The organism is Cellulophaga omnivescoria, from assembly GCF_027915275.1.
In the GTDB taxonomy this organism is placed as follows: domain Bacteria; phylum Bacteroidota; class Bacteroidia; order Flavobacteriales; family Flavobacteriaceae; genus Cellulophaga; species Cellulophaga omnivescoria.
Genome location: NZ_CP115819.1, coordinates 3,200,193 through 3,221,464 on the forward strand (window position 1 = coordinate 3,200,193; position 21,272 = coordinate 3,221,464).

The 21,272-nt window shown below is 30.6% G+C and carries 13 protein-coding genes; 6 read left to right on the forward strand and 7 right to left on the reverse strand.

All coding sequences use genetic code 11. The features are described from left to right. The first annotated feature begins 25 nt into the window (after positions 1 to 25). Positions 26 to 2,932 carry an FAD-binding and (Fe-S)-binding domain-containing protein gene (locus PBN93_RS14115; RefSeq protein ID WP_271080909.1) on the forward strand — a complete coding sequence of 969 codons (2,907 nt, stop codon included), beginning with the start codon at positions 26 to 28 and terminating at the stop codon, positions 2,930 to 2,932. Positions 2,933 to 2,954: 22 nt separating this feature from the next. On the opposite strand, the gene PBN93_RS14120 is transcribed toward PBN93_RS14115, so the two are convergent. Further along, positions 2,955 to 3,818 carry a UDP-2,3-diacylglucosamine diphosphatase gene (locus PBN93_RS14120; RefSeq protein ID WP_271080910.1) on the reverse strand — a complete coding sequence of 288 codons (864 nt, stop codon included), beginning with the start codon at positions 3,816 to 3,818 and terminating at the stop codon, positions 2,955 to 2,957. A 167-nt stretch (positions 3,819 to 3,985) separates the two neighbouring features. Here PBN93_RS14120 and aroC point away from each other — a divergent pair, with 167 nt between their 5' ends. Both aroC and PBN93_RS14130 read left to right on the forward strand, forming a co-directional pair. Beyond that, positions 3,986 to 5,047 carry a chorismate synthase gene (gene aroC, locus PBN93_RS14125; protein ID WP_077405877.1) on the forward strand — a complete coding sequence of 354 codons (1,062 nt, stop codon included), beginning with the start codon at positions 3,986 to 3,988 and terminating at the stop codon, positions 5,045 to 5,047. A gap of 124 nt (positions 5,048 to 5,171) precedes the next feature. After that, positions 5,172 to 6,503 (forward strand): dicarboxylate/amino acid:cation symporter, encoded by a 1,332-nt coding sequence (locus tag PBN93_RS14130; protein WP_077405880.1) that lies wholly within the window; start codon positions 5,172 to 5,174, stop codon positions 6,501 to 6,503. 62 nt (positions 6,504 to 6,565) lie between these two features. On the opposite strand, the gene PBN93_RS14135 is transcribed toward PBN93_RS14130, so the two are convergent. The 4 genes from PBN93_RS14135 to PBN93_RS14150 form a co-directional block, all read right to left on the reverse strand. After that, complete coding sequence (locus PBN93_RS14135) at positions 6,566 to 8,593, reverse strand: DUF4139 domain-containing protein (protein WP_271080911.1); 2,028 nt, start codon at positions 8,591 to 8,593, stop codon at positions 6,566 to 6,568. Positions 8,594 to 8,701: 108 nt separating this feature from the next. Beyond that, complete coding sequence (locus PBN93_RS14140; protein ID WP_077405887.1) at positions 8,702 to 9,967, reverse strand: mechanosensitive ion channel family protein; 1,266 nt, start codon at positions 9,965 to 9,967, stop codon at positions 8,702 to 8,704. A gap of 57 nt (positions 9,968 to 10,024) precedes the next feature. Then, positions 10,025 to 10,432 (reverse strand): thiol-disulfide oxidoreductase DCC family protein, encoded by a 408-nt coding sequence (locus PBN93_RS14145; RefSeq protein WP_077405890.1) that lies wholly within the window; start codon positions 10,430 to 10,432, stop codon positions 10,025 to 10,027. A gap of 39 nt (positions 10,433 to 10,471) precedes the next feature. After that, a complete protein-coding gene (locus tag PBN93_RS14150) occupies positions 10,472 to 12,349 on the reverse strand; it encodes a tetratricopeptide repeat protein (protein WP_077405893.1) in 1,878 nt (625 codons plus the stop codon). A 359-nt stretch (positions 12,350 to 12,708) separates the two neighbouring features. Between PBN93_RS14150 and PBN93_RS14155 the strand changes: the two genes are divergently transcribed. Further along, complete coding sequence (locus PBN93_RS14155; RefSeq protein ID WP_077405896.1) at positions 12,709 to 14,673, forward strand: thiol-activated cytolysin family protein; 1,965 nt, start codon at positions 12,709 to 12,711, stop codon at positions 14,671 to 14,673. 735 nt (positions 14,674 to 15,408) lie between these two features. Here the strand turns inward: PBN93_RS14155 and PBN93_RS14160 are convergent. Next, positions 15,409 to 17,580, reverse strand: coding sequence for an endonuclease MutS2 (locus PBN93_RS14160; RefSeq protein ID WP_077405899.1), 2,172 nt, complete (start codon positions 17,578 to 17,580; stop codon positions 15,409 to 15,411). Positions 17,581 to 17,645: 65 nt separating this feature from the next. Continuing rightward, complete coding sequence (gene rlmF / locus PBN93_RS14165; RefSeq protein ID WP_271080912.1) at positions 17,646 to 18,509, reverse strand: 23S rRNA (adenine(1618)-N(6))-methyltransferase RlmF; 864 nt, start codon at positions 18,507 to 18,509, stop codon at positions 17,646 to 17,648. A gap of 101 nt (positions 18,510 to 18,610) precedes the next feature. On the opposite strand from rlmF, the gene PBN93_RS14170 reads away from it, so the two are divergent. Together PBN93_RS14170 and PBN93_RS14175 are read left to right on the forward strand one after the other, a co-directional pair. Next, positions 18,611 to 19,948 (forward strand): DEAD/DEAH box helicase, encoded by a 1,338-nt coding sequence (locus tag PBN93_RS14170; RefSeq protein WP_271080913.1) that lies wholly within the window; start codon positions 18,611 to 18,613, stop codon positions 19,946 to 19,948. A gap of 13 nt (positions 19,949 to 19,961) precedes the next feature. Continuing rightward, positions 19,962 to 21,272 carry a DEAD/DEAH box helicase gene (locus PBN93_RS14175; protein ID WP_077405908.1) on the forward strand — a complete coding sequence of 437 codons (1,311 nt, stop codon included), beginning with the start codon at positions 19,962 to 19,964 and terminating at the stop codon, positions 21,270 to 21,272.

The following is a 21,272-nucleotide window of genomic DNA, read 5'->3' on the forward strand; positions in this document are numbered from 1 at the left end:
TTTAGTTCCCAAAAATTATACCAAATTGACTACCGAATTGCTTAACTCACTAGAACAGAATTTAGAAGGAGATTTATTTGTAGATAAACTTTCTACTACTTTATATGCAACCGATGCATCTGTATACCGAAAAATGCCTTTGGCTGTAGCTTTACCCAAAACAACAGATGATCTTAAAAAATTAATTCGTTTTGCATCAGAAAATAATATTGGATTAATACCAAGAACAGCAGGTACATCTTTAGCAGGGCAATGTGTGGGAGATGGTATTGTTGTAGATGTATCTAAACATTTTACTAAAATAATTAGCGTAGATAAAGATAAAAGACAAGTTACTGTACAGCCGGGTGTTATTAGAGATGAGTTAAACCTTTTTTTAGAACCTTATGGTTTATTTTTTGGCCCAAATACATCTACATCTAATAGATGTATGATTGGTGGTATGGTTGGTAATAATTCTTCGGGAACAACATCTATACAATATGGCATTACCAGAGAGAAAACGGTATCCTTAAAAGCAATTTTGGCAGATGGCTCCGAAGCAAATTTTGGAAATATAAGTAAAGAAGAATTTCATAATAAAAGAGCAGAAAATACTTTTGAAGGAAAAATATACAATGCCATTTTTAAGGAACTAAGCGTTAAAGAAACACAGGAAGAAATTATAAAAGAATTCCCTAAACCGTCTATTCATAGAAGAAATACTGGTTATGCTGTAGATGAGTTGTTGCAAAATAATGTGTTTGGTAAAAATGGTGTTTTTAATATGTGTAAATTGTTAAGCGGTAGTGAGGGTACACTTGCGTTTACCACGGAAATTACACTTAGTTTAGATCCTATACCACCAAAATATTCTGCTATGGTTGTTACACACTACAATTCTTTAGAGGATTGTTTAGCAGATGTTGTACCGGTTATGGAGCACCAGTTACATTTGTGTGAAATGATGGATAAGGTTATTTTGGATTGTACCAAAAATAACCGTGCACAATTGGCTAATAGGTTTTTTGTAGAAGAAGATCCTGCCGCACTTTTAATGTTAGAACTAAAGGCAGAAACCAAAGCAGATTTAAATTACTTAATAGATAGTTTATTAAAAACAATTAAAAAATCTGGATTAAGTTATGCTAGTCCTATTTTATTTGGTGATGATATAAGAAAAGCAATAGAACTGCGTAAAGCAGGATTAGGACTTTTAGGTAATATGGTTGGAGATAAAAAGGCTGTAGCCTGTATAGAAGATACCGCTGTTGCCATAGAAGATTTAAAAGAATTTATTGCAGAGTTTTCTGTTATAATGAAAGGGTACAACCAAAGTGCTGTATATTATGCTCATGCCGGTGCGGGCGAGTTGCATTTACGCCCTATTTTAAATCTAAAAAAAGGTGAAGATGTAAAATTGTTTAGAGATATTACTACAGATGTAGCTAAATTAACTAAAAAATATAATGGCTCTTTTAGTGGTGAACACGGAGATGGCATTGTGCGTGCAGAGTTTATACCTTTAATGATAGGTGAAAAAAACTACCAACTGCTACGCAGAATAAAATCTTATTTTGATCCTAAGGGAATTTTTAATCCTGGTAAAATAGTAGATTCATACCCAATGGATGAATCTTTTAGATATGAAGTAAATCGTGAAGAACCAGAAATAGAAACGTTGCTAGATTTTTCTGAAAGCGAAGGCATACTTAAAGCAGCAGAAAAATGTAATGGTAGTGGTGATTGTAGAAAAACCGAAAAAGCTTCAGGTGCAATGTGCCCAAGTTACCACGTTACTAGAAATGAAAAGGATACTACTAGAGGTAGAGCAAATGCATTAAGAGAAATGCTTACCAATACAGAACAAACCAATAAGTTTAACCAAAAAGAGCTTAAACAAGTTTTTGACCTTTGTTTAAGTTGTAAAGCTTGTTCTAGTGAGTGTCCTAGTAATGTAGATGTTGCTACTTTAAAAGCAGAACTTAGTTACCAATATCAAGAAGAAAACGGATATTCTTTTAGAAACAAACTGTTTGCTTACAATACAAAATACAATGCGCTGGGTAGTAAAATACCAAAAATTACCAATTTTATGTTTAATTCTTCCCTGTTTGGTGGAGTAATTAAAAATATTAGTGGTGTTGCTCCAGAACGTAGTTTACCAAATGTATATAAATTTAATTTTGATAAATATTTGGGACAAGTAAATACATCCGTTAAAAAGAATATAGGCCGTGTTGTTTTGTATATAGATGAGTTTACCAAATATTTAGATGTTAACTTAGGTATAGATGCTATACAAGTACTTACTAAACTAGGATACAGTGTAGAATTGTTTTATGCAGAGAGCGGTCGTACATTTATATCTAAAGGTTTTTTAAAAGAAGCTAAAGAATTAGCATTAAAAAATGTAGTGCGTTTAAAAGAATATACAGATAAAGGTTTAGTTATTGTAGGTTTAGAACCATCTGCAATTTTAACGTTTAGAGATGAGTATAAAAAATTGGTTAGTGACAAAGATTTAGTGAATACAATAGCTAAAAATTCGTTTATAATTGAAGAGTTTTTGGCATCAGAAATAGAAAAAGGAAACATTTCTAAAAATCAGTTTACTAAAGAAACCAAAACGGTAAAAATACACAGCCATTGTCATCAAAAATCATTAAGCAACCAAAAAGTTACTTTTGATGTGTTAAATATTGTAGAAAATTATAAAGTATCTATAATAAGTTCTGGCTGTTGTGGTATGGCGGGCTCTTTTGGATATGAAAAAGAGCACTATAAAACTAGTATGGCTGTTGGTAATTTAAAATTGTTTCCGGCGGTAAACAATAGTGATAAAGATGTAATTATTTCTGCAAATGGTACAAGTTGTAGACACCAAATATATGATGGTACAAAACGCAAAGCTTTACATCCAATTACAATTATAAAAGAAGCACTTGTTTAATATGTAAGTGCTTCTAGTTTTTTTATTCGGTAGCGTTACCTTCAGTTTTGTTTTTTTCAGGAGTAGTAGTGCTGGTTATAGAATTAATAAGCTGTTGCATATCCATATTTTTTATTTCTTCATCAGCAAAAAAAGGGGATAATTTATCATGGTTATATTGGTAAAGTTTCCATCTTTTAAAAGAGTATTCTAAGGCAGTTAAATTTTCTACCCAATCACCAGAATTTAGATACACACACCTTCCGTATTTGTTTTCTTTAAGTTCTTTTTTAGGTTGGTGTATATGTCCGCAGGCTACATAGTCGTACCCTTTTTCTATTGCTAAATTTATAGCAGTTTCTTCAAAATTACTAATATACTTTACAGCACCTTTTACACTATTTTTTATCCGTTTAGATAAAGAGTATTTCTCTCTTCCCATTTTTGTTAAACCCCAATTTAGAGCTCTATTTATAAGTATTAGCAAATCGTACCCTTTACCACCCAGCTTTGCTAACCATTTAGCATTAGTAATAGATGCATCAAAAACATCGCCATGAAAAAACCAAGCTCTTTTACCATCTAAATCTAAAACTAGCTTATCTAAAATTTGTACATTACCCATAATGGTACCGCTAAATTTACGTAGCATTTCATCATGATTGCCAGTAATGTAGTAAACCTGTACACCTTTAGATGCCATACCAATAATCTTTTTTAAAACCTTCATGTGTGAAGACGGAAAGTAGCGTTTGCTAAACTGCCAAACGTCTACAATATCACCATTTAAAATTAAAATTTTGGGGTCAATACTATTTAAATAAATAAGTATTTCATCTGCATGGCAACCATAAGTGCCTAAGTGAACATCAGAAATTACAGCAACATCAATTTTTCTTTTCTTCATCTTTACTAGTTTATACAAACTAACCCTTTCAATATGAACTGAATATGAACAACTAATGAAAATTTTGTGATGATTGTGTTAAGTACACATTAAGGCTTGTGTAAATTTTATATTCTGATGCTTATAAATTACCTTTGGGACTTATACATACCAATACAAAAAATTAGATGGCAGGAAACACTTTTGGTAACCTTTTTAAGGTGGCTACCTTTGGAGAATCTCATGGAATAGCAATAGGCGGAGTTATAGATGGTTGTCCGTCTGGAATAGAATTAGACCTAGATGCAATACAAACAGAATTAAACAGAAGAAAACCTGGGCAATCTAAAATTGTTACTCAACGTAAGGAACCAGATACGGTAGAGTTTTTCTCGGGTATTTTTGAAGGTAAAACTACAGGCACACCAATTGGGTTTGCTATTCGTAATACCAATCAAAAATCTCATGACTATTCGCATATAAAAGACTCTTACAGGCCATCTCATGCAGATTATGTTTACGATAAAAAATACGGTTTTAGAGATTACCGTGGCGGCGGACGTAGTTCTGCTCGTGAAACAGCAAGCAGAGTTGTGGCAGGTGCTATTGCAAAACAGTTTTTATCTAACATAAAAATAAATGCTTTTGTATCTCAAGTAGGAGAATTAAAATTAAATAAAAACTATACAGAGTTAAATTTAGCAGATACAGAATTAAACCCAGTTCGTTGTCCAGATCAAGAAATGGCAGCTAAAATGGAATCTTATATAAAAGAGATAAAAAAAGAAGGTGATACTATTGGTGGCGTAATTACATGCGTAATACAAAATGTACCTATTGGCTTAGGAGAGCCTGCTTTTGATAAGTTACATGCAGAATTAGGTAAAGCTATGTTAAGCATAAATGCTGTAAAGGGTTTTGAATATGGTAGCGGTTTTAATGGTGTAGCTATGAAAGGTAGTGCGCATAACGACCAATTTAATACAGATGGTACTACAAAAACTAATTTTAGTGGAGGTATACAAGGCGGTATTAGCAATGGTATGGATATTTATTTTAATGTTGCATTTAAACCAGTTGCAACAATTATACAACCTTACGAGACTATAGACAAAAATGGAGCAATAGTTAAAACCCAAGGTAAAGGTCGTCATGATCCTTGTGTTGTACCAAGAGCAGTACCAATTGTAGAGGCTATGGCTGCTTTAGTTTTGGCAGATTACACATTAATTCATAACAGTGCAAAGTAATTTGTTAGCTGTTTAAGATTGAATTATTTTTAATAATTAACTATTATAATTATTGATTCAATTTTATTTGGAGCGTAACACTCCAAAATGGTATATTACTCACAAAAATTTATAAAAAAGAAGTATGAAGAAATTGGAGCTGCACTGGCGGATTATGATTGGGATGGTTTTTGGTATCCTCTTTGGTTTTGGAATGGCACAACTAACTTGGGGAAAAGATTTTATAATGGACTGGATAGGACCATTTGGACAAATTTTTGTAAACCTCTTAAAATTAATTGCAGTACCTTTAATTTTAGCTTCATTAATTAAGGGAATTTCGGATTTAAAAGATATTTCTAAATTCAGAAATATAGGTTTTAGAACCATTGGTATTTATATGTTTACTACTGTTATAGCCATTACAATTGGTCTTGTTTTAGTAAATGTAATACAACCAGGAGAGGGTATATCTGAAGAAACCATTACAAAACTATCTAATACCTACGCTAATGATGGTGACATACAAGGTAAAATAGCAGAGGCTACAAACCAGAAAGAACGCGGACCACTACAGTTTTTGGTAGATATGGTGCCTAGCAATGCGTTGGCTGCAATGAGCAACAATAAACTTATGTTGCAGGTTATATTCTTTACTATTTTTATGGGTATTTCTATGCTCTTAGTAGGAGAAAAAAGGTCTAAACCATTAAAAGATTTTTTTGACTCTTTAAATGATGTAATTTTAAAAATGGTAGATTTAATTATGCTTGCAGCTCCTTATGCTGTATTTGCATTATTAAGTCAAGTTGTTGTTACAGCAGATGATCCAGAAATTTTACAAAAATTATTATCGTACTCGGGAGTTGTAGTATTAGGTTTGTTATTAATGATAGCTTTTTACTGCTCTTTAGTATATTTTTATACAAAAAAGAATCCTATTTGGTTTTTAAAACAAATGAGTCCGGCTCAATTATTAGCATTTTCTACTAGTTCTAGTGCAGCAACGTTACCTGTAACTATGGAGCGAGTAGAGGAGCACATTGGTGTAGATAAAGAGGTGTCTAGTTTTGTATTGCCTGTTGGAGCTACAATTAATATGGACGGTACAAGTTTATACCAAGCCGTTGCTGCTGTTTTTATAATGCAGGTGTTATGGCCAGAGGGATTAACTTTTGGTAACCAATTATCTATTGTGCTTACAGCACTACTAGCATCTATAGGTTCTGCAGCAGTACCTGGCGCTGGTATGGTTATGTTGGTTATAGTTTTAGAGGCAATTGGGTTTCCGGCAGATTTATATCCGGTGGCTCTTGCATTAATTTTTGCAGTAGACAGACCATTAGATATGTGTAGAACCGTTGTAAATGTAACGGGAGATGCTACAGTGTCTATGATAGTTGCTAAATCTGCAGGAAAATTGCATGACAATCCTAAACCTAAAAATTGGGATGATAATTATGATGAAGTAAAGTGAAAAAAAGCTTTTTAACTGATATTTAAACAGCATCAAACTTAATTGTTTGATGCTGTTTTTAATTATAAAGATATATACTTGTGTTTAGGATATTTAACTTGATAAGAGAAACGTTCTTTTTGTGTTTCCTTGCTATTTAAATCTATTTTCCAAGTAAGTAAGCCTTTTTTGTCATTATACGTTGCATTGTATGTTTCTATTTCGCTTACTTTAATTTCTTTATTTTCTGATAGCGGAATCCTGTCTATTAATTTTATAGAAACCTTTGTATTTTTATTATTCTTAATTTCTAAATCGTAGGCTCTGTTTACTATACGATTATTACCAAGTAAAGTTTTGCTTTTAAAATTACGATCTTGTTTTCTTATAACTGTAATACCAGCATCTACACCTAAAGAAACAACCATTTCCTTTGTTGTTTTGTAAGGATCTATTACTGTTTTGCCAGCAAAACCTCCTTTAAAGTAAATGTTAGCCTCACCAGGTAATAAGTTGTATTGCTCCCAGTTTTTAAAAGATGCTGTTAAAAATACATTTTCATTTAGTACAGGTATTGCCAAGTACTCGTATGTAGCCTCTAAATTAAAAGTATTAATTTCTATAGCAATTATATCTCCATCAGACTTAATAGAGTATGGTTTTTTAATGGCAAAAGTAGTATTTGTAATTTCATCTTGTAAAGTACTTTTTTTAGTGGTAATTACAATAACGCCGTTACTTGCTCTAGAACCATACACTGCAGTTGCAGAACTTCCGTTTAATTTTTCTAAAGACTGTATGTCATTAGCATCAATATCACCTTCAATAAAATCTTCAATTGGCACACCATCTACAATATATAAAGGTAATTCTGGCTTATGGTTTGGTATTGATGATGCACCTCTAATTGTAACTCCTGCCACTTTTCCTTGTAAAGAACTAGAGTAACTTGTTACTACAACTTCTTCTAATGCTTCACTACTTTCTTCTAAGGTTGTGTTTATAATAGAGGCATAAATGGGGGTTTCTACCGTTTCCATACCTATATAAGAAAACTGTAATTTTTGGCCCCTAAGTGTTTCTATTGTATAATTACCATCAAAATCTGTTTGTGTGCCTATGTTGGTGCCTTTAATTAGTACATTACAGCCAGGTAAAGGTAATCCTGTAGCATCTGTAACTAAGCCTGTAACCTTTTTTACGGATGGATTATAGTAATATTTGTTCTTCTTTATTGTTTTAGGTTGGTAAGTGTAACCATTTGTAAAGTTTAAATATTTTGTGTTTATAACTGGTTTTGTGGTTTGTTTTATAGGGTTTCCGGTTGATAAGTTAATTTTTACATTCTTCCATTCGTTACCTGTGTTTTGGTACACATTAGCTTTGTATTTTAGTTGAAGATTACTTGCTGTATTTTTAGATTTTATATCATAAATTGGCACCCAGCCAGCATCAGAAACTACATAAGTTAACACTAAATTTAAATTTATATCTATAGGAGCATCAAACTTAACTACCAATTCTCCTTGTGCAATTTTAGGCCCTTTTGTAAGTTCTTTTACTTGTAAATTTAAATCTCTAATTGTAGTATTGGTGCTATTAATTTTTTTGTTAATAGTAAAAATTTCATTTCTAATTTGTGTAATGCGCTCTCTGTAGTAAGTACTTATTTGTTTCAGTTTCTCTAGGTCTAAATTTTCTGTAGTTGCACTAACTTGTCTGTTTTTAGTAATTAACAATTCTTCTTCTTGCAAGCCAGAAATTCTATTTTTTAAACGCTGTATTTTTTCAGATAACTGTTTAACTTTATCTTGTAGCTCTGCGGCTTCTGGAGTTACCATAAACTTGTCTAAATAATTAATGCCGTAATCTATAGATAAAATAGAAACAGACTGCAGCCCGGATATTTGAATACTATTTTCATCAATTTTAGAAGATAAACCAGTAAATTTTAGCTCGGTTGTACCTTGGTTAAGCATAAAATTACTTGTACGTGTAATTTGTGCTCCATTTAAGTAAACAGTAACTTCTTTTATGGTAGACGGTGTTTTATTATCGGCGCCAAAAAATGTTATTGGCACCAGTAAAAATAAGCAAAGTAGTTTTTTCATAAGTAATAATTTTTAAGGTTATGTAAACCTAATTATTACCAGTAGGGTGTAAAACTACAATTGTGTAAAGTAATCTTTAGAGTGAGTAAAGTGATCTTTTGGGCTAGTTTAGCTTTTTGTGGTGGTTTTAAATGAAGTGCTACTAGGAAGCTCAAACAACTCTAAATCAAAAAACGGAATAGCTGCAAGTAAATGGTCAAATATATCAGACATAATATACTCGTAGTTTTCCCACCTTTTATCGCTACTAAAAGCATAAACCTCTAAAGGAATACCTTGTGGAGTAGGAGCCAGTTGCCTAACCATAATAATCATATTCTTATTAATTGCAGAATGATTTTTTAAATACGTATCTGCATATTTTCTAAAAAGTCCTATGTTAGTTAGGTTTCTGCCGTTAATTAAAATAGATTTATCTATGTTATTACTTTTATTATAATCCGTAATATTTTCTTGTCTGCCAATTATATAATCTGTAATTAAACTTATTTTTTTAAATTTTTGAATTTCTTTTGGAGCTAAAAACTTTATACTTTCTTGTTTAATAATTAAAGCACGTTTAATTCTACGTCCAGGAGAATTTGTCATTCCCCTCCAATTTTTAAAAGAGTCTGATATTAAAGCGTATGTAGGTATTGTTGTAATGGTATTATCAAAATTACGGACTTTAACTGTGGCAAGGTTAATTTCTACAACATCGCCATCTGCACCATAATTGTCAAAAGAAATCCAATCTCCAATACGTACCATATCATTAATAGATACTTGTATGCTTGCTACAAACCCTAGTATAGTATCTTTAAAAATTAATAATATAACAGCAGATGCAGTTCCTAAACCGGTTAAAAACTTCCAAAGTTCTATGTCTGTAAGTATAGATATTGCTAATAGTATACCAATAGACCATAAAAATATCATAAACACCTGTATGTAACTGTCTATGGGCTTATCTTTAAGGTTTGGTATGGTCTTAAAAAAATCTTTTAAGGTGTTAAGCAGGCTTCTAATTACCCAAAGTGTAAGTATAATGCCAAATACTTCTAGGCCTTTTAAAATTACTATTTGTGCATTAGGAAAATCGTTAAAAACATAAGGTATTGTATTGTAAGCAATAATAATAGGTACAATGTGCGCTATATTTCTGGGTACTTTATTTTTAACCAAAAAGTCATCAAAATTTGTTTTAGATAAGCTTGTAAATTTGGCAAAAACTGAAATAAATATTTTTCTTAAAATGTAATCAAAAATATAAAGTACCAGTATTAAAAGTAGTAGTAAAGTTAGGGTGTTAAGGTATTTTGCGTAAACATCATCTAAACCAATTTCTACTAAATAATTGTAAAGCAAAGAAGATACTTGATTTAAACTGTACATAAAATGTTTTGTATTTTAAATATTAAACAACCAAGTTAATGTAGTTGCTAGAACTTATTAGTCTAAAAATTTTGATTTTAGCTCTGGGGTAGGAATCATACAATTATTTTTTTTGCCAAACCAGTTATATCTGTTTTTAGCAATAATAGAATACACCCAATCTCTAAAGCCAACAGGAATTTGCTCTAATACCCATAATAAAGACCAAATACCTCCAAAATTACGACCAATTTTAAGTGCTGCTGTAGATTTTACATAATAAGCAACGTTGGGTTCTATTAGTACTATAGAATCTGTTTTTTGAATGTCTATATTTCGCTTAGAAAAAAAGTCATTAGCAATTTTTCCTTGAAGTGTAGCAAACCTAAATTCATCTTTTTTATCATTTTTAATAATAAACTGTATGGCGCTATTACACAAATTGCATACGCCATCAAAAAGAATTATTTTTTTATCTGTTTTCACTTTGCAAAGATAAAATACCAGCAGTAAATAAACGGTTTTTTATAATGAATTTAAGAAATCACTTAAATCTATTTCTTTTCCTAAACCCAGTTTCTTTTTTAGCCGGTATTTAGATTTTAGAATACTATCTGGCAATACATTAAAAATAGCAGCAATTTCCTTTGTAGACAAGTTCATTCTTAAAAATGCAGCAAGTCTAATTTCTTTTTCAGAAATGTCTGTATATATGGCTTTTAATTTGTTATCAAAATCATTATGGACATCTGCAAAATAAGATTTAAAAAGATCCCAGTCTTTATCATCTGCAGTTTGTTTTTTTAGTAGCATTAAAATACGTCTAAATTCTAATTTAAATTTATCAGGATTATTTTTAAGTTCTTTTAGGTTTTCTATAAGCTCTTGTGTAAAGGTGTTTTTTTGTACTAGGTGTACCGTTAAACTTGCTAATTCTTTTTGCTTGTGTTCTATTTCTTTACGGTAAAGTTCATCTTGTTTTTTATGATTTACAATATTTTTTTTCATCTTATGCTTGTATATAAAGAATAGCATAATTGAGATTGAAAGTACAGAAACCATACCAGCTGCATAAAGGCTAGTAGTTAATGCGTTTAATTTGTCTTTTTGTTGCAGGTTTTTTATTTCTTCTTCATTTAGCGCTAATAGTGTTTGTTTTTTTTCAGTTTCATAAATAGTTTTAAGCTCTTCTATTTGTTGAGCATTTTTTAAGTTATAAATACTGTCTTTATAATTTTGATGATTTTTTAAATCCTTTAAAGCCAAAGTATTTTTGCCTAATTGCTCATACGCTAGGGAGCGTAGTTTATAATTCTCCATTAAATAATCTATTCTTTTAGAAGGAGTAGATTTTTCTATGGCCTTATCTAAATACGTTATAGCTATTTTTGGCTTATTTAAGTCTAAATAAAGTGTTCCCAACTCTTTTAAAACATCTATATAGTTGTATAAAAATCCTTCTCTTTCATGAAAACTTAAACTTTCTTCTAAATATATTTTAGATTTTTCAAATTCTTTAGATTGTCTGTATAAAGAGCCAATGTTGGTGTATAACATTGCTTCATTAGATTTTAAGCCTTGGTTATGAGCAATTTTTAAACCTTCTTTAAAATGTAAAATAGCTTTATCAAAATCTTTTAAATTACAAAAAGCAGAACCTATTTGTAAGTACATATTACACATCCAAATACTATCATCATTAATTTTATATACTTCTAGAGCTTTGTTGTAGTATGTTATAGCTTCATTATAATTTCCAATGTGGTTTTGTATTTCTCCAATTCTGGCAGTAACATCTGCTATACGTATAGCACTGCCGTTTATAGAATCTAATATGTTTAAAGATTGCATATACATTTTTTGAGACAACCTATACTGTCCTTTACTTAAGTAAACACTAGCTATATTACCTATAGTGTGGCCATATAATGCTGTTTTGTTGTTCTTTTTAAATACATCTTTGGCTTCATTAAACATTTTTAAAGACTTGTCTAAATTAGAGTTTAACCGTTCAAAATCTGCCAATTCATTAAGTCCCTTAGCATAAGAAACATCATCGCTAAGTTCCTTGGCCAAAGACATAGCTATTTTATGATAGTAGATAGAAGAGTCTAATTTATGTAATGCTTTGTAGTTTAATGCACTATTATAGGCATTGTATATGGTTTTTTGTTTGTTATCTATAAATTTTGAAATGTGATACGCCTGTAAAGAATACTTTAAAGATAACTTAGGATTTTTGTATTGAAGAATTGAATGTAAACTATCTAATAAAATTAATTTTTGAGTTGATGATTTTTCCGTTTTTAATGCATTTTGTAGGCTGTCTATTCTTTTGTTAGTTTGACTGAAAGAAAATTTTGTAATACTTATTACCATTAAGGTAATTAATAAGGATTTCATAAGTTAATTCTGATAAAGTTAATTACATAAAGAATAAAATAATTGGGGACTTTACCTTTTTTCTTTGGTTCTAAGGTATTGATTTTTTTTATTTTTTTGAATATAGCATTCTTCATAATTCTTAGTTTGTCTATATAAATACAGACTTTTATAACTTAATTTTTATAAAGTAAATTTACTTGTAACTATATGTAATACAGTGTTTACACAAGTGTTTTGTGTAATTATTATTCAGTTTTTCTTGTCCTTAGTTTTATTAGTAATAAAGTTAACTTGTCCATACTTTGTCTATTATATATTTAGTGATTTGATCCTGCTTAAAATTTAATTTTGTGCTCTCAAATCTTAAAATATACATTATGAAGCATATGCATTCATATAGATTAAAAACAAACCTACTAATGTTTTTAATACTATTTGCGTCAGTATTGTCTTGCAATAAGGAAGATGATGCACAACAAACTGATAATGAGTTAAAAGAAAGTGATTTTAATAGCGTTCTTGCTATTGGTAAAGATTTAGAAGAGCCTGTGCAACAACAGATAGAGGTTTCTTCTACACAAAGCGAACAAGCAATAACATCTAACGATGATGAAGGGAACCCAATTGTAGAAAATTGGAAATGTACAACCACAACCTATGATTTAAAAAGAGAATCTGGCGGAGAAGATGGTTTTCCTTTGTTTAGCCCCAATGCTAAAATAATTTATCCAGGTAGTTTATTACAAGGTAAAACATTAAAAAATACAACTCCAGACGTTATAGCTGTAGATAGGGCAGGAGGAACAGTGTCTTATGATTTGGTTAATGGTAATATATCTAGTAATGTTACTGTAGATGTGGTGTCTAAAAGTAGCATACAAGATGCTATGAACCAGATTATAGCTGCATCACCAGATGTAACACCAGCAAATTTTACTTTTGAGTATGAGCAAGTACAAAGTAGAGAAGCTTTAGCTATTAGTATGGGGTTAGATATAAAATCTGCCTTTGTAAAAGCAGGTGCTAGTTTTGACTTTAAAAACGGAGATAATAAAAATAGAATTTTGGTAAAGTTAAAACAAACGTTTTACACAATGTCTATGAATTTACCAACTAGTATGGATGATTTATTTACAGATACAGTAACTCCAGAAGATTTAGCAAAATATGTGCAAGAAGATAATCCTGCCACATATATAAGTGACGTTACATATGGTAGAGTTTATTATATGTTAATAGAGACAAGCTCATCTTACCAAGAGCTTAATGTTGCTGCTAATGCTAGCTTTGGAGTTTTTAGTACAAAAGTAAAAGCAGAATTAGAGGTTAATCATTTAAAAGAACTAAAAAATGTTAATATAAAAGTTATTGCTTTTGGTGGTGATACAGAATCTACCATATCTACTATAGGTGAAACAAATTTAAGCTCTTTAGTTAGCCTACTATCTAAGAGTGCCAACATTGGTTCTGGATTGCCTATAAGTTATGTGGTACGTAGTGTAAATACAAACCAAATAGTTGGTGTACAACTCGCTACAAATTATAATGAAACTAATTGTGAACCTCTTTTTGATAATGGAGAACCAATACAAACAAAGCATTGGAGAGGTAACATTTTAGATAAAATGGGAGGTGTTGGTGCCGCTTTTGAGCGTAATAAAGGAGAGTTTATACTTATAAATACTTCTGGAGATAAGTATATGCGTAGTTTTAACGGTGCTTTAGAAGGTCCTTTTTCTGTATCTGATTTGTTTAGTGGTGAGTACCCTTTTTTTATAGGAGATAAAGATAGTGGGAAATTTGATGGTATTGGGGCTATTGTAAACCTTAGGAAAACTAAAGAATACGGCACTATTAATAAAGAAAGACAATTTTTAGCAATATCAAAAAGTGGGTTACAGTTTAAATATGTTAGTTCAAATTCCTGGGAAAATTTCACCACTTTAGAAGACCTTTCTATAGAGAATTTAGGAAGAGCTGGAAGTAGTGAAGGTTTTGGTACAGAAGGCATAGGTGCTTTGTTATATAACGATTATATTTTGTCAAATGAAGAGGAAGATTTATACGAAAGTTTAACAATTGCCTTTGATAAATCTGGTAAAAGAATTATGTACTTTATAACAGGAGATGGTAACACAGATATTGTAATGCCATTAAATTTATATACCATTAAAAATTCTAATAACATTTTAATTAAAAACATACCCTTAGAGACTGTAGGTGCATCATTTAATTTTTATGTAGGTGATAAATTAAGGAGTGTAGTTTTTGATATAACTGGTACAAAATACGCTGTTTCTGGTGATGATATAGGTAACTATTCTCCAATTTTTACCCTGTAAGTATGTCATAAATACTTGCAAATAACTCATCCTAAAATTATTTTCAAATTTTACTTTCCTACTTATGATTACATTTAATTATGTACTGGTCTTAATAACTGTTAATAATACACAGGATTGAGTTAGTGTAACTGAGCAATTTAATTATTGCTCAGTTTTTTTTCTAATAACTACTGTCTTAAAAAATAGTGTAAATTTTATTGTTTTTTTAAGCTAAGCAGAATTTTCTGAATATATATTAGTAAGTAAGTTGTTTATTGTATGTGTAATTTATTCACACAAATGAACTCTATAAGTGTAAGTTTATTTTTTATGTCTACTTTAGAATAAAAATAAAAAAACGGTGTATAGTAAGCACTCATAGAATATAAGTTTTATATGCTATTTAAAGTTTTAAATTAAAAAAAAATACATTTTAATTTATTAAATATCAGCTATTTGAATAAAAATTAAATTTATTGACATCTTTTTTGACCAGTTGTGCGTATATACACTGTTGTTAGATAAAATCTTTATAAAATGTAAAGATTTTACACCAAAAACCAAGAAAATATATGCTTGTCCATAGTTTGTCCATAGTATTTTCTTTAAAAATGCATTGTTAAAAGTTACTTTTGCAGTGTAAGAAAAAATATTAACTAAATAATTTCACCCAAAAATATTTAGTTTTAAAAGTTGGGGAACAGTCGGCCTCTTAAGTAGTTTTGTAAACTTCATAATACTTAATGCTGGCTGTTATTTTTTAGCTTGTACCAACTCTAATTTATCTACACTAACACTTGTGGTAAATAATCCGTAATTAACAACAGCTTTATTTTTCTCTAAGGTGTCTATACTACCTACAGCTTTACCATCTAGTAAACGTACCCTGTCACCAACTTTAAAAATATATTTAGGTTTTAGTTTTTCTTTTACAATAGCCTTTTTCTTTTCTACTTTTTTCTTTTCGCGTATTACCTCTACCTTTTTGGCTACTTCTTGTTCTACTAACTTCTTTTTAGCTTTTTGTGCTTTTACTTCTTTTGCTGTTTTCTTTTTGCGTTTACTATTTTCAGTTTCCACAATACGCAATAGCTCAGCTATTACTACCTTTTTTTTCTTATCCTGAAAATATTTTTCTGCGGCATCATTAACCTTATTACCCAAATAAATCATTCTTTGGTTATGGTCATAAAGCTCTTGATAATTTTCTAGTTTAGATTTTATTTTAGAGTTTAGTTCTTCAAGTCGTCTAGATTCTTGTCTAGCTTTACTTTCTTCTTCTTGTAACCTAGAACCTGTTTTTTCCATTTTGCTTCGCTCTTTTTGCATTTTAGCAATAGTAGCATCAAAACGTACTTTACCTCGCTCAATTTTCTTTTTAGCTTTATTAATTAAGCTATAAGGTATACCGTTTTTTTGTGCAACTTCAAAAGTAAACGAACTACCTGCTTGTCCTAACACAAGTTTAAAAGTTGGTTCTAAACTTTTTGCATCAAACAACATATTTGCATTGGTTGCGTGTGGTAATTCATTGGCAAGCATTTTTAAGTTAGCGTAGTGTGTTGTTATAACACCATAAGCACCACGATCATAAAAAACTTCTAAAAATGTTTCTGCCAAGGCGCCACCAAGTTCTGGGTCACTACCTGTACCAAACTCATCAATTAAAAAAAGTGTTTTATCATTACACTTTTTTAAAAAGCTGTTCATATTTTTTAGTCTATAGCTATAGGTACTTAAGTGGTTTTCTATAGATTGATTATCTCCAATGTCAGTCAATATTTTTTCAAACAAACAAACAGTACTACGTTCATGTACCGGAATTAGCATTCCGCTTTGTAGCATCACTTGTAATAAACCTATAGTTTTTAGGGTTATACTTTTACCACCAGCATTTGGACCAGAAATTACAATTATTCTATTATCTTGTTTAAGCTCTATAGTTTGTGGCCACGTTTTTTCATTTTTTCTTGTATTTGTTAAATACAAGAGTGGGTGGTAAGCATCTCGCAAATACATTTCTCTTTCTTCACTAATTTTTGGTAAAAGAGACTTTGTATCTTGTGCATATTTGGCTTTTGCAGCAGTAACATCGGTCTGTGCAAGGTATTCTTGGTAATTGGCCAATACGTAATCAAAAGGTTTAATAGCAGCTGTTAATTCTTTTAAAATACGATTTACTTCCTCCTTTTCATCATACTCTAAATTATTTAATTCTCTGCTGTAACGTAAAGTAGCCTCAGGTTCTATATATACAATACTTCCTGTTTTAGAAGCACCCATAACAGCTCCTTTTACTTTTTTACGGTACATTGCTTTAACAGCCAATACACGCCTATTATCTACAACAGATTCTCTAATTTCATCTAAATAATCTGCAGAATTGTAAGAGTTTAAAGCCGACAGAAAACTAGAATTAATTCGGCCTTTTACAGCATTAATTTCTCTACGTAAATCGTATAATTTATTGGAAGCTTTGTCTTTTACATCACCAAATTTGTCTATTACGGCATCTATTGCATTTGGTATTTCTGGTAACACGTTTAAGGTGTTAGAATAATTGTGTAGTAAAGGATAGTATTCTTTAAATTTCTTAAAAAACTTAGTATGCACAACTATAGTATTGCATATATTACTAATTTTTTTAAATCCACCAATTTCTAGTGTTGCATTTTCTATTTTAAGTAAATGTAATTCCTTAGTTATGGTATCAAAACCGTGATTGGGTATTCGGTTTTCATTATCATAAGATGCTACATACTCATTGGTTTTACCCAATTGCTCTAAAATTTCTTCTTTGGAATGAAAAGGAGCTATTTCTAGAGCCAATTCTTTACCTAACTCTGTACTACAACGTAAATTTATATGTTCTAATACGGTATTAAATTCTAGGTCTTGAAGAGTTTTAGGGTGTATTTTATGCATTGTATAATTTTAAGCCTTGCAAAGGTAAAGATAAGTGATGAAACTGTGAATTTGTAGTGTTTATTTTAAGCATTAAACTTCCAAGCTAAAATTCTACTTTTTTTGTTTCCTTGCTGCATTGGTATTATAAAATGTATAGCCTTAAGCTTTGTAAGCTGTTTTTGTAATTTTGGTAAATTATCGCTTTTAGAAACCAAGCTTGTAAATATGGTAACTTGATTTTTAAACAAAACGCTTTCTTTTATTAATCTTTTTAAAAATAATGCTTCACCACCATTACACCAAAGCTCATTAGCCATACCGCCAAAATTAAGTTCCAATTCACTAGTTTGTTTGCCTAAATTTTTAAGCTTGCGTTGCGTTCCTTTAGTAGCTTCTTTTTCAGATGAATGAAAAGGAGGATTACACATTGTAAAATCAAACTTTTCATTTGGTTTAATTATACCAGTAAAAATGTTTGCATTACTATTTTGTTTCCTTATTTCTATGCTATCTATTAAGTTAGTGTTGGCTGCTACAATTTGTTTGGCATTAGTAACTGCGGTTTCATTAATATCTGCACCAACCATTTGCCAATTGTAAATTGTTTTACCTAAAATTGGATAAATGCAATTTGCACCTACTCCTATGTCTAAACCCTTAATATTGTTTATTACATTTTCATTGTTAAGTATATCTGCAAGGTGGTGTACGTAATCTGCACGCCCAGGAATGGGAGCACAAAGGTAATTTTTAGGTATATCCCAATGTTTTACGTTATAATGAACCTTTAATAGGGCCTTGTTTAATTCTAAAACAGCAATAGGATTTGCAAAGTCTATAGTGTTGTTTCCAAACTCATTAGTAATTATAAAAGGAGCTAAAGCAGTATGTTTTTCTAGTAACTTTTTAAATTGATATGGTGTATTATGTAGGTTTTTTGGATGCACAGTAACTGTTTTTTACAAATGTAAGATGATATCTAATGAGTTAGCTAATTTTTTTATGCATTCTAGTAAAAAGAGTACCTATATTTGCGCAAAATTAAATTATGTCAAAAAAGTTTTCTAAACTTGGAGTATCTGCTCCGCTTCTAAAAAGTTTAGCCGAATTGGAAATTACTACTCCTACAGAAATACAAGTTAAATCTATACCAGTTTTATTAGAAGCTAACAAAGATTTTGTTGGTTTAGCAAAAACAGGAACAGGAAAAACAGCAGCTTTTGGTTTGCCACTTATACAATTAATAGATATAGAAAATGACAACATACAGGCTGTAATAGTTGTACCAACAAGAGAGCTTGGTCAACAAATTTATAGTAATTTATTTTCTTTTGCTTCACATATGCCTGCTGTTTCAATAGCATCAGTATGTGGTGGTACTCCTATAAAACCACAAATAGAACATTTAAAAGAAAATACACACATAGTTATTGCTACACCAGGTAGATTAATAGATTTACTTAAACGTAAAGCAATTAGTATTAAAAATGCTAAATACCTTGTTTTAGATGAGGCAGATGAAATGGTAACGTCTTTAAAAGATGGTTTAGATACCATTGTGGCCGCTTTACCTAAAGATAAGAGAACTATACTGTTTACAGCAACAATGCCAGGTGCCATTAAGCAAATGGTACAAAACTATTTATCTAAACATGTTACGCAAGTAAGTGCAAACATGGAGACGGTTGGTAACACTAGCATAGATCACCAATATGTTGTTGTAGAACCAATTGAAAAACTAGAGGTTTTAATGCACTTTTTAAACACTAAAGAAGGGCAAAGAGGAATAATATTTTGTAAAACTAAAGCCGCTGTTAACAAACTTGCAAAAAACTTGGCCATAAATAAATTTTCTTCTGGAGCATTACACGGTAGTTTAACACAACCAATAAGAGATCGTATAATGGGGCAGTTTAGAGAAGGGCACATAAAAATATTGGTGGCTACAGATTTGGCCGCTCGTGGTTTAGATGTAAAAGAAATTACCTATGTTGTAAATTACCACTTACCCGATGTTTATGAAACTTATGTGCATAGAAGCGGACGTACAGCAAGAGCAGGAGCTGATGGTTTTTCGTTAACAATACTACAGAAAGAAGAGGAGCAAGACATAGCAGAGTTTGAAAATGAATTAGGCATAACGTTTAAAAAGTTTAAAAAAGCAGATGCTGCTAGTATTGAAGAAAATAATACGCTTTTATGGGCTAGAAAAATTTTTAAAACCAAGCCAAATCATAACATTTCTCCAGATTTTAAGGAAAAAGTACATACCATTTTTCATCATTTAACTAAAGAAGAATTGGTAGATAAAATTTTAGCAAATCATTTAGGACAAACCAAAAAACTTGGTTCTGCTCCATCAGAAGACAACAGCTTTACGCTTTAATAGCATAAATAGTATGGCAAATACAATTAAAAATCAGGAGGATATTTTACAGAAATTAAATATTCATCAATTAAATCCAATGCAACAAGAGGCTCTTGCTGTAATAGAAAATACCACAAACACTGTATTATTATCGCCAACAGGAACAGGTAAAACACTTGCTTTTTTATTGCCTTTAATAAATAGGTTAAATCCAGAGTTAGAAGAAATACAAGCTTTAATTTTAGTGCCTTCTAGAGAATTAGCCATACAAATAGAGCAAGTTATACGTTCTATGGGATCTGGTTATAAAGTAAATGCTGTATATGGTGGTAGAGCAATGTCTAAAGATAAAATAGAGCTTAAACATACGCCAGCTATTTTAATAGGTACTCCTGGCAGAATTGCAGATCATTTTGATAATGAACGCTTTTCTACAAATTATATAAAAACTTTGGTTTTAGATGAGTTTGATAAATCTTTAGAGACTGGCTTTGAGGAGGAAATGAAATACATTATAGGGTTACTTCCTAGTTTAAATAAGCGTATTTTAACTTCTGCAACACAAGGAGTTCAAATACCTAAATTTGTTAGGTTAGACAAGGCAGTAACTATTAATTACTTACAAGAAACTACCAAAAAATTAGCAATAAAAACAGTGGTTTCTCCAAACAGAGACAAACTGCGTACCCTACTTAATTTATTAAATAATGAAGGTAATAACCCTGGAATTATTTTTTGTAACCTTAGAGAAAGTATAAAGGGAGTTAGTAAATTTTTAGATAAAAATAATATTACTCACGGCTGTTTTCACGGAGATATGGAGCAGAAAGATAGAGAGCGTTCTTTACTTAAATTTAGAAACGGTACTTATGATGTTATTGTTGCTACAGATTTGGCAGCACGTGGTATAGATATTCCAGAGATGAAATATATTATACATTATGAGCTTCCTTATAAAAATGAAGAGTTTATACACAGAAATGGAAGAACTGCACGTGTAAATGCTAAAGGAACAGCTTATGTATTAAAATGGGAAGAAGAAAATTTACCAGATTTTATCAAAAATGTACCCGTAGCAAAAATTAATAAAACAGGAACCAGAAAACCACCGTACTGGACCACATTATTTATTTCTGGTGGTAGAAAAGATAAAATATCTAAGGGAGATATTGCTGGTTTATTTTTTAAACAAGGCAATATTAATAAAGATGAGTTAGGGGTTATAGAACTTAAGCAAGATTGCACTTTTGTTGCTGTACCTACTACAATTGCTTCTAAACTTGTAAATAAATTAAGCAATACAAGATTAAAAAAGAAAAAAGTTAGAATAAGCATTATTTAA

Excerpts from the sequence above, each read along its gene's own strand:
- PBN93_RS14135 (WP_271080911.1), bottom strand. The coding sequence starts at position 8,593 with ATGAAAAAACTACTTTGCTTATTTTTACTGGTGCCAATAACATTTTTT.
- PBN93_RS14160 (WP_077405899.1), bottom strand. The coding sequence starts at position 17,580 with ATGCATAAAATACACCCTAAAACTCTTCAAGACCTAGAATTTAATACC.
- aroC (WP_077405877.1), top strand. The coding sequence starts at position 3,986 with ATGGCAGGAAACACTTTTGGTAACCTTTTTAAGGTGGCTACCTTTGGA.
- PBN93_RS14170 (WP_271080913.1), top strand. The coding sequence starts at position 18,611 with ATGTCAAAAAAGTTTTCTAAACTTGGAGTATCTGCTCCGCTTCTAAAA.
- PBN93_RS14120 (WP_271080910.1), bottom strand. The coding sequence starts at position 3,818 with ATGAAGAAAAGAAAAATTGATGTTGCTGTAATTTCTGATGTTCACTTA.
- PBN93_RS14150 (WP_077405893.1), bottom strand. The coding sequence starts at position 12,349 with ATGAAATCCTTATTAATTACCTTAATGGTAATAAGTATTACAAAATTT.
- PBN93_RS14175 (WP_077405908.1), top strand. The coding sequence starts at position 19,962 with ATGGCAAATACAATTAAAAATCAGGAGGATATTTTACAGAAATTAAAT.
- PBN93_RS14155 (WP_077405896.1), top strand. The coding sequence starts at position 12,709 with ATGAAGCATATGCATTCATATAGATTAAAAACAAACCTACTAATGTTT.
- PBN93_RS14140 (WP_077405887.1), bottom strand. The coding sequence starts at position 9,967 with ATGTACAGTTTAAATCAAGTATCTTCTTTGCTTTACAATTATTTAGTA.
- PBN93_RS14130 (WP_077405880.1), top strand. The coding sequence starts at position 5,172 with ATGAAGAAATTGGAGCTGCACTGGCGGATTATGATTGGGATGGTTTTT.